At 59.8% G+C, this 16,101-nt stretch carries 14 protein-coding genes; 6 read left to right on the top strand and 8 right to left on the bottom strand.

From position 1 onward, the window contains the following. Positions 1 to 78: 78 nt before the first annotated feature. Entirely contained in the window at positions 79 to 978 is a 900-nt protein-coding gene (locus OHJ17_RS01240; protein WP_023283053.1) for a LysR family transcriptional regulator, read from the bottom strand. Positions 979 to 1,097: 119 nt separating this feature from the next. Here OHJ17_RS01240 and OHJ17_RS01245 point away from each other — a divergent pair, with 119 nt between their 5' ends. Next, a complete protein-coding gene (locus OHJ17_RS01245; protein ID WP_004211228.1) occupies positions 1,098 to 1,856 on the top strand; it encodes an SDR family NAD(P)-dependent oxidoreductase in 759 nt (252 codons plus the stop codon). Between the two features lie 34 nt (positions 1,857 to 1,890). On the opposite strand, the gene OHJ17_RS01250 is transcribed toward OHJ17_RS01245, so the two are convergent. The 3 genes from OHJ17_RS01250 to OHJ17_RS01260 all read right to left on the bottom strand — a co-directional run bounded on the left by OHJ17_RS01250 (position 1,891) and on the right by OHJ17_RS01260 (position 5,531). Further along, complete coding sequence (locus OHJ17_RS01250; RefSeq protein ID WP_023283052.1) at positions 1,891 to 2,424, bottom strand: GNAT family N-acetyltransferase; 534 nt, start codon at positions 2,422 to 2,424, stop codon at positions 1,891 to 1,893. Positions 2,425 to 2,490: 66 nt separating this feature from the next. Then, on the bottom strand, positions 2,491 to 4,143 hold the full coding sequence (locus tag OHJ17_RS01255) for an alpha,alpha-trehalase (RefSeq protein WP_002921331.1): 1,653 nt from the start codon (positions 4,141 to 4,143) through the stop codon (positions 2,491 to 2,493). A 239-nt stretch (positions 4,144 to 4,382) separates the two neighbouring features. Further along, positions 4,383 to 5,531 (bottom strand): iron-containing alcohol dehydrogenase, encoded by a 1,149-nt coding sequence (locus OHJ17_RS01260; RefSeq protein ID WP_004188256.1) that lies wholly within the window; start codon positions 5,529 to 5,531, stop codon positions 4,383 to 4,385. A 126-nt stretch (positions 5,532 to 5,657) separates the two neighbouring features. On the opposite strand from OHJ17_RS01260, the gene OHJ17_RS01265 reads away from it, so the two are divergent. Beyond that, a complete protein-coding gene (locus OHJ17_RS01265) occupies positions 5,658 to 6,281 on the top strand; it encodes a glutathione S-transferase family protein (protein WP_023283051.1) in 624 nt (207 codons plus the stop codon). Between the two features lie 53 nt (positions 6,282 to 6,334). On the opposite strand, the gene gorA is transcribed toward OHJ17_RS01265, so the two are convergent. Both gorA and OHJ17_RS01275 read right to left on the bottom strand, forming a co-directional pair. Beyond that, a complete protein-coding gene (gorA, locus tag OHJ17_RS01270; protein ID WP_002921271.1) occupies positions 6,335 to 7,687 on the bottom strand; it encodes a glutathione-disulfide reductase in 1,353 nt (450 codons plus the stop codon). Positions 7,688 to 7,759: 72 nt separating this feature from the next. After that, positions 7,760 to 8,602, bottom strand: a complete 843-nt coding sequence (locus tag OHJ17_RS01275) for a 23S rRNA (adenine(2030)-N(6))-methyltransferase RlmJ (protein WP_002921269.1) — start codon at positions 8,600 to 8,602, stop codon at positions 7,760 to 7,762. 193 nt (positions 8,603 to 8,795) lie between these two features. On the opposite strand from OHJ17_RS01275, the gene OHJ17_RS01280 reads away from it, so the two are divergent. The 3 genes from OHJ17_RS01280 to rsmJ all read left to right on the top strand — a co-directional run bounded on the left by OHJ17_RS01280 (position 8,796) and on the right by rsmJ (position 13,052). After that, entirely contained in the window at positions 8,796 to 10,067 is a 1,272-nt protein-coding gene (locus tag OHJ17_RS01280; protein ID WP_032433666.1) for an acid phosphatase, read from the top strand. A 182-nt stretch (positions 10,068 to 10,249) separates the two neighbouring features. Continuing rightward, positions 10,250 to 12,292 (top strand): oligopeptidase A, encoded by a 2,043-nt coding sequence (prlC, locus tag OHJ17_RS01285; protein WP_004173955.1) that lies wholly within the window; start codon positions 10,250 to 10,252, stop codon positions 12,290 to 12,292. Between the two features lie 7 nt (positions 12,293 to 12,299). Further along, the gene (gene rsmJ / locus OHJ17_RS01290; RefSeq protein WP_020317213.1) at positions 12,300 to 13,052 is read left to right on the top strand and encodes a 16S rRNA (guanine(1516)-N(2))-methyltransferase RsmJ; all 753 of its coding nucleotides are present in this window, start codon (positions 12,300 to 12,302) and stop codon (positions 13,050 to 13,052) included. Between the two features lie 127 nt (positions 13,053 to 13,179). Here rsmJ and dtpB read toward each other — a convergent pair whose 3' ends face one another. Both dtpB and uspA read right to left on the bottom strand, forming a co-directional pair. Then, positions 13,180 to 14,628 (bottom strand): dipeptide/tripeptide permease DtpB, encoded by a 1,449-nt coding sequence (dtpB, locus tag OHJ17_RS01295; protein WP_004219006.1) that lies wholly within the window; start codon positions 14,626 to 14,628, stop codon positions 13,180 to 13,182. 280 nt (positions 14,629 to 14,908) lie between these two features. Beyond that, the gene (gene uspA / locus OHJ17_RS01300) at positions 14,909 to 15,346 is read right to left on the bottom strand and encodes a universal stress protein UspA (RefSeq protein ID WP_004145166.1); all 438 of its coding nucleotides are present in this window, start codon (positions 15,344 to 15,346) and stop codon (positions 14,909 to 14,911) included. Between the two features lie 382 nt (positions 15,347 to 15,728). On the opposite strand from uspA, the gene uspB reads away from it, so the two are divergent. After that, on the top strand, positions 15,729 to 16,064 hold the full coding sequence (gene uspB / locus OHJ17_RS01305) for a universal stress protein UspB (RefSeq protein ID WP_002921203.1): 336 nt from the start codon (positions 15,729 to 15,731) through the stop codon (positions 16,062 to 16,064). The last annotated feature ends 37 nt before the right edge of the window (positions 16,065 to 16,101 follow it).

The raw sequence follows: 16,101 nt of genomic DNA on the forward strand, positions 1-16,101 counted from the left end.
ATTCAGCAAAAAGTATACCTTAAATGCCGTATCCTGCAGGAATGCCTCTCCCCGCCGCCCGTTTTCCAGCCGCGCCGCTCAATCGACATACGCTTTCATCAGTCCGCCCAGCCACTCCATAAACAGATTTACCCGGCGGGAGAGATTGCGCCGGTGCGGGTAGATCAGCGAGACCGGCAGCGGCTCGGCGCGGTACTGGGGCAGGATCTCAATCAGGTCGCCGGCGCGTAACGCCTCGCGCACGCCGGTGCGTGGCACCTGAATAATTCCCAGCCCGGCGATACAGGCTGCCTGATAGGTTTCCGTACTGTTGACCGTCAATATGCCGCCGGTTTTTACCCAGCGCACCGCGCCGTCGATCATTACCTCAAAGCCGGGGGGACGGACCCCGAGGGTGCTGGCGTAGTGGATCAGGGCATGATCCGCCAGATCCTCCAGGGATTGCGGATAGCCAAAACGCGCCAGATAGTCCGGGCTGGCGCAGTTAATTTGCGTCAGCTTGCCCAGCGGCCGGGCAATCAGCCCTGAGTCTTTGAGCGCGCCGACGCGCACCACGCAGTCAAACCCCTCGCGGATCACGTCCACCAGCCGATCGCTGCTGCTCAGCTCCAGTTCGATGCCCGGATACTGCTGTAAAAAAGCCGGCAGATGCGGGATCACCATTTTTTTAGCAAAACCGACCGGCATATCCACCCGCAGCCGGCCGCTGATGCTCGCCGGATCGTGCTGGAACATGCCGTCCAGTTCGTCGAGGTTGCTCAGCAGATCTTTCGCCCGCTCGTAGTAGACCATCCCATCCTGGGTGAGCTGGACCCGGCGGGTGGTGCGGTGCAGGAGCCGCACGCCAAGATGGCTTTCCAGGGCCTGAATCTGTCGCGAGACGCTACCCTTAGGTAGCGCCAGGGTCTCGGCGGCGCGGGAGAAGCTCTCCAGATCCGCTACGCGAATGAATAACTGCATTGCATGAATTTTATCCATGCCGATCGCCTATTGTTGTTGTTAATGAAACAGTAAAACGCAATGTAGCGTATTTATTGTTGCATGAGCAGTTAATAAGCTACAACACAATCACAACGCAACCTGAAAGGGGTCTTCTGATGACACAACGTATCGCTTTAGTGACCGGCGGCAGCCGCGGTCTGGGTAAAAACGCCGCGTTGAAGCTGGCGGCAAAGGGAACCGATATTCTTTTGACCTATCACAGCAACCGCCAGGCGGCCCTCGACGTGGTGGCGGAAATAGAGAAAAAAGGGGTCAAAGCGGCAGCATTAGCGCTGAACGTCGGCGATTCCACAACATTCGACGCATTCGCCAGCGAGGTGGCGCAGGTGCTGGCGCAGAAGTGGGGACGCACTACCTTTGATTATTTACTGAACAATGCCGGGATCGGCCTCAATGCGCCCTTCGCCGAGACCAGCGAAGCGCAGTTTGACGAGCTGATGAATATCCAGTTCAAAGGGCCGTTTTTCCTGACCCAGCGTCTGCTGCCTCTCCTGCAGGATGGGGGGCGTATCCTTAATGTCTCCAGCGGCCTGGCGCGCTTTGCCCTGCCGGGCTATGCGGCCTACGCCGCGATGAAGGGGGCGATGGAGGTTCTGACCCGCTATCAGGCGAAAGAGCTGGGCGGACGGGGGATATCGGTGAACATCATCGCGCCGGGGGCCATTGAGACTGACTTTGGCGGCGGGGAGGTGCGCGATAACGCCGAGGTGAATCGGCATATCGCCGCCCAGACTGCGCTGGGGCGCGTTGGGCTGCCGGATGATATCGGCGACGCCATCGCCGCCCTGCTCAGCGATGAGCTGGCGTGGATGAACGCGCAGCGTGTGGAAGTCTCGGGCGGGATGTTCCTCTGATCCTGACTGCCCCCAGCCTGTGACCGGCGGTGCGCTACGGCGCATCGCCCTCCCCACGCAGCTGACCGAACAGCCAGTCGTTGTGCCAGCGTCCGTTGAGCCAGTAGTTTTCCCGCAGCTCCCCCTCCAGCCGGAAGCCGGCTTTGAGCAGTAACTGCTTAGACGCCTCGTTGCCGGCGGTGACGCTGGCGGTCAGGCGGCGGACGCCGCCGGTGGTAAAGGCGTAGTCGCACAGCGCGCGCAGCGATTCGTAGCCGTAGCCCCGACCCTGCGCCGCCGGGGCGAAGAGAAAGCCAACCTCGGCAATGTCGCGCTGATGATGCTGGTAGCCGGTCAGGCCGAGCGGGGTATGGGTCAGCCTGTCGCGCACCACCAGGCACAGCCAGTGTTCATCCCCGGGCGTCCACGGCGGCAGCCGCGAATCGAACGCCTCGCGGATGGCCGCCTGCGGTCGGGGATCGGCGACGTAGAGCATGACCTGCGGATCCTGCTGCAGGGAAAGAAAAAACGACCAGTCGTCCAGCTGCAGCGGTGAGCAGCGCAGGCGCGGCGTCAGAAGTTCAGGCATAAGCGTCGTTCCGGGCAGGGCGAATCCTCTGAACATAGCAGGAGAAAGCCGCCGGGAACAGCCCGACTAGGTTGGCTCACCGTACAGGCCAATCAGTCGGCGCACCACGCCGTTGGTCCAGCCAAAGCCATCCTGCAGGGGATACTCCCCGCCGCCGCCCTCATGGGGGACGCCGGTGGCAATATGGTATTTTTCAATCAGCTTGTGATGCTGCTTGTAAAAGTGGTTGACCGTCTGCAGCCAGCTCCAGGCAATCTCATCTCCCAGCGGATCCTGGCCGTAACGTTTAAATCCCTGAATCGCCATCCACTGCAGCGGCGCCCAGCCGTTGGGTTTATCCCACTGCTCACCGCTTTCGTATTCGGTGGCCATGATCCCCCCGGGGGTGAGCAGGCGGGCCCGCACCGCATCGGCAAGGCGTTCTGCCTGTTCGTGGGTCGCCAGGCCGACGTAAAGGGTGACGATACTGGCTGCGGAAAACAGCGCCAGCTGTTCACGGCGCCAGTCATAATCGCGGAAACAGCCGTTCTCATCATCCCACAGATAGCGGTTGACCGCCGCCCGCCGATCCTGGGCCTTCTGGCGGAAGGCCGCCTCCGTCTCGCGATCGCCCTTCAGGCCGGAGAGGTTGGCAATGGTCGTCTCCAGCTTGAACAGGAAGGCGTTCAGGTCGATGGGGATAAACTGCGTCGTGCGGATGCTGGCCAGCCGCGTGATATCCCGCAGCCAGCGGCTGGAGTAGTCCCAGCCGGACGCGGCGCCCGCCCGCAGGTCGCGGTATACTTCATTGGCGGGCCGCCCGGAGTGTCGGGCGGTCTCCACGTCTTCGCGCCACGACTCATCCCGCGGCGTGTCACGGTCGTCCCAGTAGCGATTGAGCAGGGAGCCATCCGGCATACGCACCACGTGGCGATACGCCTGGTGCGGGATCAACGACTCGGCGCCGTCCATCCAGAAGGCGTGCTCCATCTTCAGATGGTCCAGATAGCGCTTCGCGCCGCGCACGCCATCCTCTTCAAAGAGTTCGACCATCAGGGCGAACACCGGCGGCTGCGAGCGGCTGAGGTAGTAGGTGCGGTTGCCGTTCGGAATGTGGCCGTAGGTTTCAATCAGCCAGGCAAAGTTATCGGCCATGCATTTCAGCAAATCTTCCCGGCCGCTCTCCGCCAGCCCCAGCATGGTGAAATAAGAGTCCCAGTAATAGGTTTCGCTAAAGCGACCGCCGGGCACGATGTAGGCCTGCGGCAGCGCCAGTAGCGATGACCACGGGATATGATCCTGAGGCTCGCGGGTCAGCACCGGCCACAGCTTGTCGATGTGTTCTTTCAGGGTCAGGCTGGGGTCGGAGATATAGATGTCGCTCTGGCTCTCCGGCAGCCAGAAGTTGTCCTCAACGAACTGCCGCAGATCGAAGTCGGGCTGGCGTTTGACCTTGCGGTAGTTCCGCAGGATGTCCAGCGGATCGTGTTTCGGCGCGCAGTCGGGGAAGGTTTTGCTGTCCGCAAAAATGCGTGATTTCTGCACGTTGGTAAACAGCTCAAGATAGCGATCCGCCGGGGTGAGGGCATCGGACGCCGGAAGCCCCTCGATCACCTCAGGCTCCGGTTCAGCGTCTATCATCTCATCCAGCTTTAATTCGTACGGATCGGCTTCGTAGCAGGGATCGATGTCGATCCTTAACTCGTCGTCTTCAACGTGGCGTAATTTCTGGCTGAACATAGCGATACGGACCTCCGGATAGCGTGAGTTCGGGGCCGGGCATACCCGGCCTTGTCTATTAAGCGTAGACAGTCGCTTCGGTGAGTGTGAAGCAAACTGTGCGTGAGATCACGCTTTTCCGCCGAGAAGAAAAGCTGCCATTTCAAAGTACGCTGTTGATAAGTAATTAAAAATTGTACATCCTGGCGCAGATGAAATTCGGAGCATTCATTATGCAACAAAATTTTATCCCGGGGCGCTCACTCCCACGCCGCCTCCAGCATCTCCAGCAGCTGTTCGCCGCTCAGGCTGACCGGGTTGGCCTTCATCGATGAGGAGGTGCTGGCGGCCAGCGCCGCCGGTTCCAGCGCATCGCGCGCTACGCCGAGGTCGCGCAGGGTGCCAAGGCCAGCGCGATGGCTCCATTCCCGCAGACTGTCCCAGACCTGATCCACAGGGACGTCCAGCCCGTCGGCCAGCCAGCGGCGGACATCGTTAACGCGCTGGCGCAGGCCAGGGTCGTTGATCTGCGACTCATTGAGCGCCAGGCCAAACGGCAACAAACTGCCGCATAGGGCGCCGTGCGAGGCGCGGCTCAGGCCGCCCAGCGGGCCGGCGAGGCCGTGGATCACCCCCAGCCCGGCGTTCGCCAGCGCCAGTCCGCCGCACAGGCTGACCCAGGCCATCTCGTCGCGGCTGGCCGGACACTCTTGTTCCATCAGGATTTTTAGCGCGCGAATTCCGCGCGGGATCGCCTGCTGGCAGAGAGCATCGGTGAAGGGAGTGGCCCGGCTGCAGAGCCAGGGCTCGATCACCTGGGTCAGGGCGTCGAGGCCGGAGCTCAGGGTGATGCTCCGCGGCGCGTTGTCGGTTAGCGCCGGGTCGACAATCGCCAGGTCAGGCAGCATTCGGTCGTCGCGCAGGCTCACTTTCCGCTGCTGTTCCGGAACGTTGATCACCGCATTTTTGGTGACCTCCGCGCCCGTGCCAGCGGTGGTGGGGATCGCCACGAACGGCAGGGGACTGGCTTCCAGCTGACGGCCCGTTCCCACCACCTCCAGATAGTCGATCACCGGGCCGGCGGCGGGGACCAGCGCCGCAATCGCCTTACCGGCGTCAATCACCGCGCCGCCGCCGAGGCTGACCACCGCTCTGATCCCTTTCTCGCGCGCCAGCTGGACGCCCTGCTCGATATCGCTAAGCCAGGGTTCGCGACTTATCGCCAGCGTCGTGACCGCAAGCTGCAGCGCCTCCAGCTGCTGGCGGAGAAACGCCGCCCGCTGCGGGCTGGCGCCATGCACCAGCAGGATTGGGCCGCCCTGTTGCGCCAGCCAGGGGGCGGCGCTCTCGGCCTGACCACGGCCAAAACGAATATTTGCAGGCATCAAAACGGTAAAAGGGGTCAACATGTCGGGTTCCTTTTCGGCAAACAGGCTGGAATCAACTATACACATTATCCAGCGCTCTGCCTTGTTGCTGGCTGGCAATAGAGTAGAGTGAATGAACTGTCTTTTATGGCTGAGGAATCGCTGACGATGCTAACAATTCTGGGTAAACGCTCTTCAATTAATGTACGGAAAGTGCTGTGGACCTGCGAGGAAGCCGGGCTGGCGTACCAGCAGGAAGATTACGGCAGCGGATTTAAGCCCCTGGATACGCCTGAGTTTCAGCGTCTGAATCCTAACTGCCTGGTGCCGGTGTTACTGGACGATGACTTCGTGCTCTGGGAGTCGAACAGTATCTGCCGCTATCTGGCGCGCAAAGCGGAGCGCTGGGATCTGCTGCCCGCCGAACCGCAGCCCGCCGCCGAGGTGGAGCACTGGATGGACTGGCAGGCGACCGAGTTTAACACTGCCTGGCGCCATGCTTTTATGGGGCTGGTGCGTAAAGATCCGCGCTTTCAGGATCCGGTGGCGATTAAAGAGAGTATTGCCGCCTGGACCCACTGCGTGCGCATTGTTGAAGCGCAGCTGCAGCGTACCGGGGCGTGGGTAGCCGGCGAGCGCTTCACCCTGGCCGATATCGTGCTGGGGCTGTCGGTGCATCGCTGGAAAATGACCCCTTTCGCCCATCCGGAGATGCCAGCCGTGGAGCGCTGGTATATGGCGCTCAATCAGCGCCCGGCGTTTATGCGCCATGGCAATAACGGCGTGGCCTGAGCATAAAAAAAGAAGCCCCTGGGGGCTTCTTTTTATCATCCGGCGATCGCGTCTTAGCGCATGGTGACGAACTCTTCTGCCGCCGTCGGGTGAATGGCGACGGTGTTGTCGAAGTCTTTTTTGGTGGCGCCCATCTTCAGGGCCACCGCAAAGCCCTGCAGCATCTCATCCATCCCGAAGCCGATGCCGTGGATGCCGACAATCTTCTCTTCCGGGCCGACGCACACCAGCTTCATGCGGCACGGCTGACGGTGAGAGGTCACGGCGGTATACATCGCGGTGAAGGAAGATTTGTAGACCTTCACGGCGTCGTCGCCGTACTGCTCGCGCGCCTGCGGCTCGGTTAAGCCGACGGTGCCGATTGGCGGATGGCTGAAGACCACGGTCGGGATGTTGCTGTAGTCCAGATGCTCTTCCGGTTTGTTGTTAAACAGGCGTTCGGAGAGACGACGGCCTGCGGCCACGGCGACCGGCGTCAGCTCTACGGCGCCGGTATTATCGCCCACCGCGTAGATGCCCGGCACGTTGGTGTTCTGGAATTTATCAACGATGATGTAGCCTTTATCGTTGGTTTTAACGCCCGTTGCCGCCAGATTGAAGTTGTCGGTCGCCGGTTCGCGGCCAATCGCCCAGATCAGGCAGTCAACGGTCTGGCTGCGGCCATCTTCCAGCTCCAGCGTCAGGCTGCCGTCGGCATTCTTCACCACCGCTTTCGGGATCGCATTGGTATGCAGCTGCGGGCCTTCGGCGTTCATCACTTCCACCAGGGTCTCAACGATCAGCGGATCGAAACTGCGCAGCGGCGCGTGTTTGCGCACGAACAGGTGGGTTTCGGCGCCGAGGCCGTTAATCACCCCCGCCAGCTCAACGGCGATATAGCCTGCGCCGACCACCGCCACGCGCTTCGGCAGCGCCGGCAGTTCGAAGAAACCGTCGGAATCAATACCGTATTCGACGCCCGGAATATCCGGGTGGCTCGGCCGGCCGCCGGTGGCGATCAGGATATGGTCAGCGGTGATGATCTCGCCGTTGACTTCCACGGTGTGGGCATCGACAAAGCGCGCGAAGCCTTTGATCACGTCGACTTTATTCTTACCCAGTACGTTGTCGTAAGAGGTATGAATACGGTCGATATAGGCGCTACGGCTGGCGACCAGCTTCTCCCAGTCAAAATGGTTGATGGTGGTATCGAAACCGTAGTCCGGGCCGTAAAGATGAATCGCTTCGCGGATCTGCGCCGCATGCCACATCACCTTTTTCGGCACGCAGCCGACGTTGACGCAGGTGCCGCCCAGCTCTTTGGCTTCAATCAGCGCGCACTTCTGGCCGTACATGGCCGCGCGGTTAATTGAGGCGATACCGCCGCTACCGCCGCCGATGGCGAGGTAATCATAATGTTTGCTCATGCCCATATGTCCTTAATCGTTGATTGCCGCGATTGTAGCGCGAGGCTTAAAAGGTTCCACCGATGGTTGCGATTACTCCGGTACGATCCAGCTGACGGTGGCGTGGCCGGTGCCGGTCGGAACCAGTTTGCTGTGCAGCCACGGCAGCACGTTATTCATCTGCTGCTCCAGCTTCCACGGCGGGTTGATGACGATCATCCCGGAGGCGGTCATGCCGCGCTGGTCGCTGTCCGGACGCACCGCCAGCTCAATCTGCAGGATTTTGCGGATGCCGGTGGCTTCTAACTCTTTGATCATGCGTTTGATTTGCGCGCGCAGCACCACCGGGTACCACAGAGCGTAGGTGCCGGTGGCGAAGCGTTTGTAGCCTTCGTTAATCCCGGTGACCACCGCCTGATAGTCGGTTTTAATTTCGTACGGCGGGTCGATCAGAATCAAACCGCGGCGCGATACCGGCGGCAGCTTGGCTTTCAGCTGCTGGTAGCCATCGGCTTTATCGACGCGCGCGCGGCTGTCTTTCTGGAATTCAGCGCGCAGCAGCGGGAAGTCGCTCGGGTGCAGCTCGGTCATCTGCAGGCTGTCCTGCTCGCGCAGCAGCTGGCGGGCAATCAGCGGCGAGCCCGGGTAGTAGCGCAGCTGGCCGTTACGGTTGAAGTGTTCTACGACCGAAATATACGGCTCCAGCTCTGCCGGCAGGTCGTCCTGCTGCCAGATGCGGGCGATGCCTTCAAGATACTCGCCGGTACGTTCGGCGTGCTCGCCGCTCAGCTGATAGCGGCCCGCGCCGGCGTGAGTGTCCAGGTAGAGAAACGGTTTTTCTTTCTCTTTCAGTGATTCAATGATCAGGCTCTGAACGGTGTGTTTGAGGACGTCGGCGTGGTTGCCTGCGTGAAAGCTGTGGCGATAACTGAGCATGGATGCAGAGATTCCGGGAAGTAAACAAGTTAACCGATAGTTTACCGCAGATCGGCCGAGATTACCGCTGCGCCGCCGCGCTGTTTCATTTCTGCTAAAAGCGTTGCAAAACATAACGCTGTCATAAAAACGTCAAACGGCCGCGCTAGCGTCGGGTACAGGCAAGGTAATTATTTGAATAAAAGGAAAAATAATGAAAAGGCAACTCTCGCTGCTGGCCGTCGCGCTGCTGCTGGCGCAACCAGTTCTGGCTAAAGACATCCCGCTGAACAGGGCGGCGGCCCTCGCCAATAGCGTGACGCCGGCTGCCTCCAGCCAGGCGTATGACGATCTTGAGCAACAGGCGCTGGCGCAGCTACGCCACGCTCTGCAGGGGGATGCCGCCGCGCTGACCCGCGATCGGCTGGCGCACGCCAAACAAAACCAAACTCAGGCCGATACCGCCTGGCTGAAGGCCAGCGGCTATGACTTCCAGACCCGGGCCAACCAGCAGGCGGGCATTACGCTGCTGTCGGCGTTCAGCACCCTGCCGGAGACCGTCGTGAAGCAGAATCTGGCGACGGTGACCGCCATCAATCGCGACGCCGTGCAGACCACGCGCCGTCAGGCGCTGGCCGATGCGGAAGGCATTAGCTACCTCTACTTCCTCAGCGACGCGCTGGGGCCACGCCTTGGCAAAGCGTTTCTGACCGCCTATGACCAGGGCGCGCTGGGGAAAGCGGCAGCATTGATCAAAGCCTCGGAGGTCAGCACCGGCGAGGCGAAAAAGCACTTCAACAATCCGCGGCCGTTTCTGGTGCAGGGCAACACCATTCACCTGGTGCCTGACGATGTGGTGGTGAAAGATAACCAGCCCTACACCGCCGACGGCGGCTCGTTCCCCAGCGGCCACACCAACACCGGCTATACCGATGCGCTGCTGCTGGCGGCGATGATCCCGGAGCGCTACGACGCGCTGGTGGCGCGCGGCGCCCGCTATGGCTACTCGCGCATCGTGCTGGGCGTCCACTACCCGCTGGACGTGATCGGCTCGCGGATGGTGGCCGAGCGCAACGTGGCCCACTATCTTAACGATCCGCACTACCGGGTATTATTTAACGAAGCCCGCGATCAGCTGCGCGCCGCGCTGGCGAGGGCCTGCGGCACATCGCTTGCCGAGTGCGCGAAGAGCAGCGTGAAAGACGATCCCTGGCGCGATCCGGCGATGCGTGATTTCTCTCGCTTCACCATGACCTACGATCTGCCGCAGCAGAAGGGTCCGCAGCCGCGTTTACAGGTGCCGGAGGGGGCGGAAGTGCTGCTGGAAGATGCCCTGCCGCATCTGTCAGCGGCCCAGCGTCGGGCGCTGATGGTCAACACCGCGCTGCCGGCGGGTTACCCGCTATCCGGCACCACCCCCGAACAGCAATTCTGGCAGCGGCTGAATCTGTCGGCGGCCTGGGAGATGGCGCAAAAAAGGCATTAATGTGGTTTCCGGCACGCTGCACTGCGTGTCGCGCTTTTCCGGCAACGGGCGGACTTATCGCAGCAATACCCAGGCTGACGCACCGCCCGTCATTGAAATTCCCCCAACTATCCCCCATTCTAGATCTCATGCATAAGCGCCGGACGCGCGCTTCATTCACCCTTTTCAACAGGACAGCGCATATGACCAATCCATTATTGACGCCTTTCTCCCTGCCGCCTTTTTCTGCGATCAAACCAGAGCACGTGGTCCCTGCGGTCACCAAAGCGCTGGAGGATTGCCGGGCCGCGGTGGAAAGCGCGGTGGCGCATGGCGCGCCGTATAGCTGGGAAAATCTTTGCCAGCCGCTGGCGGAAGTGGACGATGTGCTGGGACGCATCTTCTCGCCTGTCAGCCATCTGAATTCGGTTAAAAACAGCCCTGAACTGCGTGAGGCCTACGAACAGACGCTGCCGCTGCTCTCCGAGTACAGCACCTGGGTCGGCCAGCATGAAGGCCTGTATAAAGCCTACCGCGACCTGCGCGATGGTGATAACTACGCCACGCTGAATACCGCGCAGAAAAAAGCGGTTGATAACGCGCTGCGCGATTTTGAATTATCCGGGATTGGCCTGCCGCCGGAGGCGCAGAAACGCTACGGTGAAATCGCCGCGCGCCTCTCTGAGCTGGGCAACCAGTACAGCAACAACGTCCTCGACGCCACCATGGGCTGGAACAAGCTGGTGACCGATGTCGCCGATCTGGCCGGCATGCCGGAAAGCGCGCTGGCCGCCGCTCAGGCTCAGGCACAGGCCAAAGAGCAGGAAGGGTATCTGCTGACCCTGGATATTCCGAGCTATCTGCCGGTGATGACCTACTGCGATAACCAGGCGCTGCGCGAAGAGATGTATCGCGCCTATTCCACCCGCGCCTCCGATCAGGGCCCGAACGCCGGGAAATGGGATAACAGCCCGGTGATGGCGGAGATCCTCGCCCTGCGTCACGAGCTGGCGCAGCTGTTGGGCTTTGACAGCTATGCGTTTAAATCCCTCGCCACCAAAATGGCGAAGGATCCGCAGCAGGTGCTCGACTTCCTCACCGACCTGGCAAAACGCGCCCGTCCGCAGGGCGAAAAAGAGCTGGCCCAGCTGCGCGCCTTCGCCAAAGCCGAGTTTGGCGTCGATGAGCTGCAGCCGTGGGACATTGCCTACTACAGCGAAAAACAGAAGCAGCACCTCTACAGCATCAGCGATGAGCAGCTGCGCCCCTATTTCCCGGAAAACAAAGCCGTTAGCGGCCTGTTTGAAGTGGTTAAGCGCATTTACGGTATTACCGCTAAAGAGCGTACCGATGTCGATGTGTGGCATCCGGAAGTGCGCTTCTTCGAGCTGTATGACGAACACAACGAGCTGCGCGGCAGCTTCTATCTCGACCTGTATGCCCGCGAGCATAAGCGCGGCGGGGCGTGGATGGACGACTGCGTCGGCCAGATGCGTAAACTGGATGGTTCCCTGCAGAAGCCGGTCGCCTACCTGACCTGTAACTTCAACCGCCCGGTCAACGGCAAGCCGGCGCTGTTCACCCATGACGAAGTGATCACCCTGTTCCACGAGTTCGGCCACGGTCTGCACCATATGCTGACTCGCATCGACACCGCCGGGGTTTCCGGCATCAGCGGGGTGCCGTGGGATGCGGTCGAGCTGCCGAGCCAGTTTATGGAGAACTGGTGCTGGGAGCCGGAAGCGCTGGCGTTTATCTCCGGCCATTATGAAACCGGTGAACCGCTGCCGCAGGAGCTGCTGGAGAAAATGCTGGCGGCGAAAAACTACCAGGCGGCGATGTTTATTCTGCGCCAGCTGGAGTTCGGCCTGTTCGATTTCCGCCTGCATGCGGAGTACAAACCGGAGCAGGGAGCGAAAATCCTTGAGACCCTGGCCGAAATTAAAAAGCAGGTCGCCGTGGTGCCGGGGCCGACCTGGGGCCGCTTCCCGCACGCCTTCAGCCACATCTTCGCTGGCGGCTATGCGGCAGGTTACTACAGCTACCTGTGGGCCGACGTGCTGGCGGCAGACGCCTTCTCACGCTTCGAAGAAGAGGGGATTTTCAACCGTGAAACCGGTCAGTCGTTCCTCGACAATATCCTGAGCCGCGGCGGTTCCGAAGAGCCGATGGAGCTGTTCAAACGCTTCCGCGGGCGTGAGCCGCAGCTGGACGCGATGCTGGAGCATTACGGGATCAAAGGCTGATTGCTACGTGAAGATCTGCTTAATTGATGAAACAGGCGCCGGTGACGGCGCCTTATCTGTTTTAGCCGCCCGCTGGGGGCTGGAGCAGGATGACGGTAACCCGATGGCGCTGGTGCTGACGACGGAGCATCTGGAGCTACGCAAGCGCGATGAGCCCAAGCTTGGCGGCATCTTCGTCGATTTCGTCGGCGGGGCGATGGCCCACCGGCGCAAGTTTGGCGGCGGCCGCGGCGAAGCGGTGGCTAAAGCGGTGGGTATTAAAGGCGATTACCTGCCGGATGTCGTCGATGCGACGGCCGGGCTGGGACGCGATGCCTTTGTGCTGGCGTCGGTCGGCTGTCGCGTGCGGATGCTGGAGCGTAATCCGGTGGTCGCCGCGCTGCTCGATGATGGCCTGGCGCGCGGCTATGCTGACGCGGAAATCGGCGGCTGGCTGCAGGAGCGGCTGCAGCTGATCCACGCCTCCAGCCTGACGGCGTTAACCGATATCACCCCGCGCCCGCAGGTGGTGTACCTCGATCCGATGTTCCCGCATAAGCAGAAAAGCGCGCTGGTGAAGAAAGAGATGCGCGTCTTTCAGTCGCTGGTGGGGCCGGATTTAGACGCCGATGGCCTGTTGGCGCCAGCGCGTCAGTTGGCGACCAAACGAGTGGTGGTCAAGCGCCCGGATTATGCGCCGCCGCTGGCGGATGTCGCCACGCCTAACGCGGTGGTGACCAAAGGACATCGGTTTGATATTTACGCCGGTACGCCGGCGTAATTTTTCGCCGTTGTGATATCACCCGGATAGCGGGCAAAGCGCCTTATCCGGGCTACCAAATTGTAGCGCGAGCCGGGAACCGCAATATTTAAACAAACGGCGCCAGCGGATCGGCCATCTCAAACGGTTACTCGGCGCTGGCCGGTGTATTAATCATCCGGTTCAGCCACGGCACCATCAGCGCCATTACCACCGTGACGCCCAGCGTCACCAGGCCAATTTTACTGAACACATTGGTGTAGACCGGCAGGGTCTGCAGCGGGTCGGTGATGTTTTCCGGCACCGCGGTAAAGGTCGCCACATAGCCGCCCAGCAGGAAAGCGGCGGCCTGGGTCAGAAACCACATCCCCAGAATAAAGCCCATCAGATGCTGCGGCACCAGCGCGGCAACCATCGCCAGCCCCAGAGCGCTGATTAACAGTTCGCCCAGACTCTGGAACAGATAGACCAGCACAATAAACCACGGCGAGGTTAACCCCTGGGCGTCGGCGAACCACATCCCGGCGGCTGCGGCGGTCAGGAAGCCCAGCGCGCAGAGGAACATCCCGAGGGTAAATTTCACCGGCATGGTCAGGTCTTTACCCTTATGACCGAGATGGGTGTAGATCGCCGCCAGCACCGGGCTGGCGACCACTACCCAGAAGGGATTCAGCGCCTGGAAGCTGACCGGGTTGATGGTAAAGCCAAGGATCTCATGATGGACGTTGTTGATGGCGAAGAAGTTCAGCGAGGTCGGCATCTGGGCATACAGAATGTAAAACAGCACCGCCTCGATCATCAGAATAAAGGCGACGAACATTTTGTTGCGTCCAGTTTTATCGAGGCGAAACGCCTCACGGAAAAAGAACGCAATAACCACGACCGACAGAACAATCAGCACCAGGTTGGCGATCATCACGTTATGCATCAGCCAGGCGCAGAGAAAAATCATTACCACCGTACCGGCCAGCACCAGCGCCAGATTGCGTAGGCTGAGGGGGCGATGATCCGGCTCGGAGCCAATATCTTTCACCATCCCGCGGCAGGCGAAGTAGACCAGCAGCGCGATAATCAGCCCCGCGCCGCACAGGTTATAGGTTACCGCGTAGCCAAATTTTTCGGCGATCACCGGCGCCAGCGACAGCGACAGCAGCGAACCGATGTTTATCGACATATAGAACAGGGTAAATGCCCCGTCGAGACGGGCATCCTTCGGCGGATAGCATTTGGAGAGCAGGCTCGCCGGGTTGGCTTTAAACAAACCGTTGCCGACGGCGATGGTGCCGAGAGCGATAAAGATCAGCTGCGGTTTCAGCAGCGACATCCCGGTCATAAAGTAGCCGATAGCCAGCACAATGGCGCCGAGCACCAGCGTGCGTTTGGTCCCCAGCAAATGGTCGCCCACGTAGCCGCCGATGGAGATCAGCCCGTAAACCAGCGCCGCGAAGGCGCCGAAGGTGATAAAGGCCTGTTCCTGAGAGAAGCCCAGCTGTTTAACAAAGAAGACCGCCAGGATCCCCTGAACGCCGTAATAGCCAAAACGTTCCCAGAGCTCCACAAAGAAGATCATAAAGAACGGACGAGGTTGCTGCAGCAAGCCCGTAGGTGCAGTTGTATTCATATTCCTTCGCCTTGTATTACTTTCCCAAAAAGTATGAACGCGTATGCCAGAACGCGCCGAAAATGTCTGATAACTCGCCATGCTGCGGTTATTGGCTTATGGAATAGATTATTATATAGATATTTCGCCGAATAACTGGTTGATCACACTAATTGAATGGCGATTTTATGGATTGAAGTTCTGCCGCATGGCGAGGGAAAGCGAAAATAAAAAACGCCCGCATCGGCGGGCGTATTGCGCGGATAAAACGAGACGGTTATTCGTCTTCTTCGTCGCGCAGCGGGACGATCAGCATGTCGACATGAACGGTGTTAATCAGCTGGCGGGCAGAGGACATCAGCTTGCTCCAGAAGTCCTGATGATGGCCGCAGACCACCAGGTCCATATCGTATTTTTTAATCGCATCGACCAGCACCTGGCCAAGGTCGCCGCTGCCGCTCAGGGTCTCGGTGATGGGATAGCCTGCGTTGGTCGAGAGCTCGGTCAGCGCGTGATGGGTCTCTTCGGAGATGCGTTTTTGCATGTCGCCGAGGTTAACGTCAATCAGCCCGGTGTAGAGGTCGGAGTAATTCACATCCACATGGATCAGGGAGACTTTCGCGTTATACGGGCGGGCCATAGAAACGGCTTTTTCAACCAGTACTTTACTCTCCGGGGACAGGTCTACTGCAATCAGAATATGTTTGTAAGCCATAGTGTTACTCCTTCCATAAGTTTGTCGATGACCATTGGACCTGACAGCTGGCGCTGCCGTTTCGCCCGCGTCCTGCGTGCTACATTCGCGGGAGGGTAGCCTTTAAGGACTTCATTGTAGAAGATATTTCCTACCTTATAGCGCCCCCCGCACTCCGTCAATGCACTGGGTTCACCTAAAAGTTAAACAAATTTATCCGTCTTACGTATTGATAACGAATAACCTTGTGGTAAAAAAATTAATGGATCTCCTACACTATTTAATGAGCCGGTCGGAAAAATAAATGTGATCGGAATCGCACTCTTTACGGTATCGTCGTGGGTTATTTGGGGAGCGGTAGCCGCGGAGGTTTTCTCCGTAGGCGGGTCGCCGGGGAGGAGGTATGATCAGCACTATTGCGCTGTTTTGGGCCCTGTGTGTCGTTTGTGTGGTGAATATGGCACGCTACTTCTCATCGTTGCGTGCATTATTGGTGGTGCTACGTGGTTGCGATCCCTTGCTCTATCAGTATGTTGATGGCGGCGGCTTTTTTACCTCGCACGGGCAGCCCAGCAAACAGATGCGGCTGGTGTGGTATATCTATGCCCAGCGCTACCGTGACCATCACGATGATGAATTTATTCGTCGCTGCGAACGTGTTCGTCGCCAGTTTATCCTGACCAGCGCCCTGTGCGGCCTGGTGGTGGTGAGCCTGATTGCGCTGATGATCTGGCACTAACGTTTCAGAATAAAAAAACGGGCCAGCAAGCTGGCCC

It is taken from the genome of Klebsiella sp. KP20-425-1 (assembly GCF_025813515.1).
Lineage (GTDB): Bacteria > Pseudomonadota > Gammaproteobacteria > Enterobacterales > Enterobacteriaceae > Klebsiella > Klebsiella pneumoniae.

What these genes read in the sequence shown, in the direction of transcription:
- OHJ17_RS01240 (WP_023283053.1), bottom strand. Translation starts at nt 978, where the DNA reads ATGGATAAAATTCATGCAATGCAGTTATTCATTCGCGTAGCGGATCTG.
- OHJ17_RS01245 (WP_004211228.1), top strand. Translation starts at nt 1,098, where the DNA reads ATGACACAACGTATCGCTTTAGTGACCGGCGGCAGCCGCGGTCTGGGT.
- OHJ17_RS01250 (WP_023283052.1), bottom strand. Translation starts at nt 2,424, where the DNA reads ATGCCTGAACTTCTGACGCCGCGCCTGCGCTGCTCACCGCTGCAGCTG.
- OHJ17_RS01255 (WP_002921331.1), bottom strand. Translation starts at nt 4,143, where the DNA reads ATGTTCAGCCAGAAATTACGCCACGTTGAAGACGACGAGTTAAGGATC.
- OHJ17_RS01260 (WP_004188256.1), bottom strand. Translation starts at nt 5,531, where the DNA reads ATGTTGACCCCTTTTACCGTTTTGATGCCTGCAAATATTCGTTTTGGC.
- OHJ17_RS01265 (WP_023283051.1), top strand. Translation starts at nt 5,658, where the DNA reads ATGCTAACAATTCTGGGTAAACGCTCTTCAATTAATGTACGGAAAGTG.
- gorA (WP_002921271.1), bottom strand. Translation starts at nt 7,687, where the DNA reads ATGAGCAAACATTATGATTACCTCGCCATCGGCGGCGGTAGCGGCGGT.
- OHJ17_RS01275 (WP_002921269.1), bottom strand. Translation starts at nt 8,602, where the DNA reads ATGCTCAGTTATCGCCACAGCTTTCACGCAGGCAACCACGCCGACGTC.
- OHJ17_RS01280 (WP_032433666.1), top strand. Translation starts at nt 8,796, where the DNA reads ATGAAAAGGCAACTCTCGCTGCTGGCCGTCGCGCTGCTGCTGGCGCAA.
- prlC (WP_004173955.1), top strand. Translation starts at nt 10,250, where the DNA reads ATGACCAATCCATTATTGACGCCTTTCTCCCTGCCGCCTTTTTCTGCG.
- uspA (WP_004145166.1), bottom strand. Translation starts at nt 15,346, where the DNA reads ATGGCTTACAAACATATTCTGATTGCAGTAGACCTGTCCCCGGAGAGT.
- uspB (WP_002921203.1), top strand. Translation starts at nt 15,729, where the DNA reads ATGATCAGCACTATTGCGCTGTTTTGGGCCCTGTGTGTCGTTTGTGTG.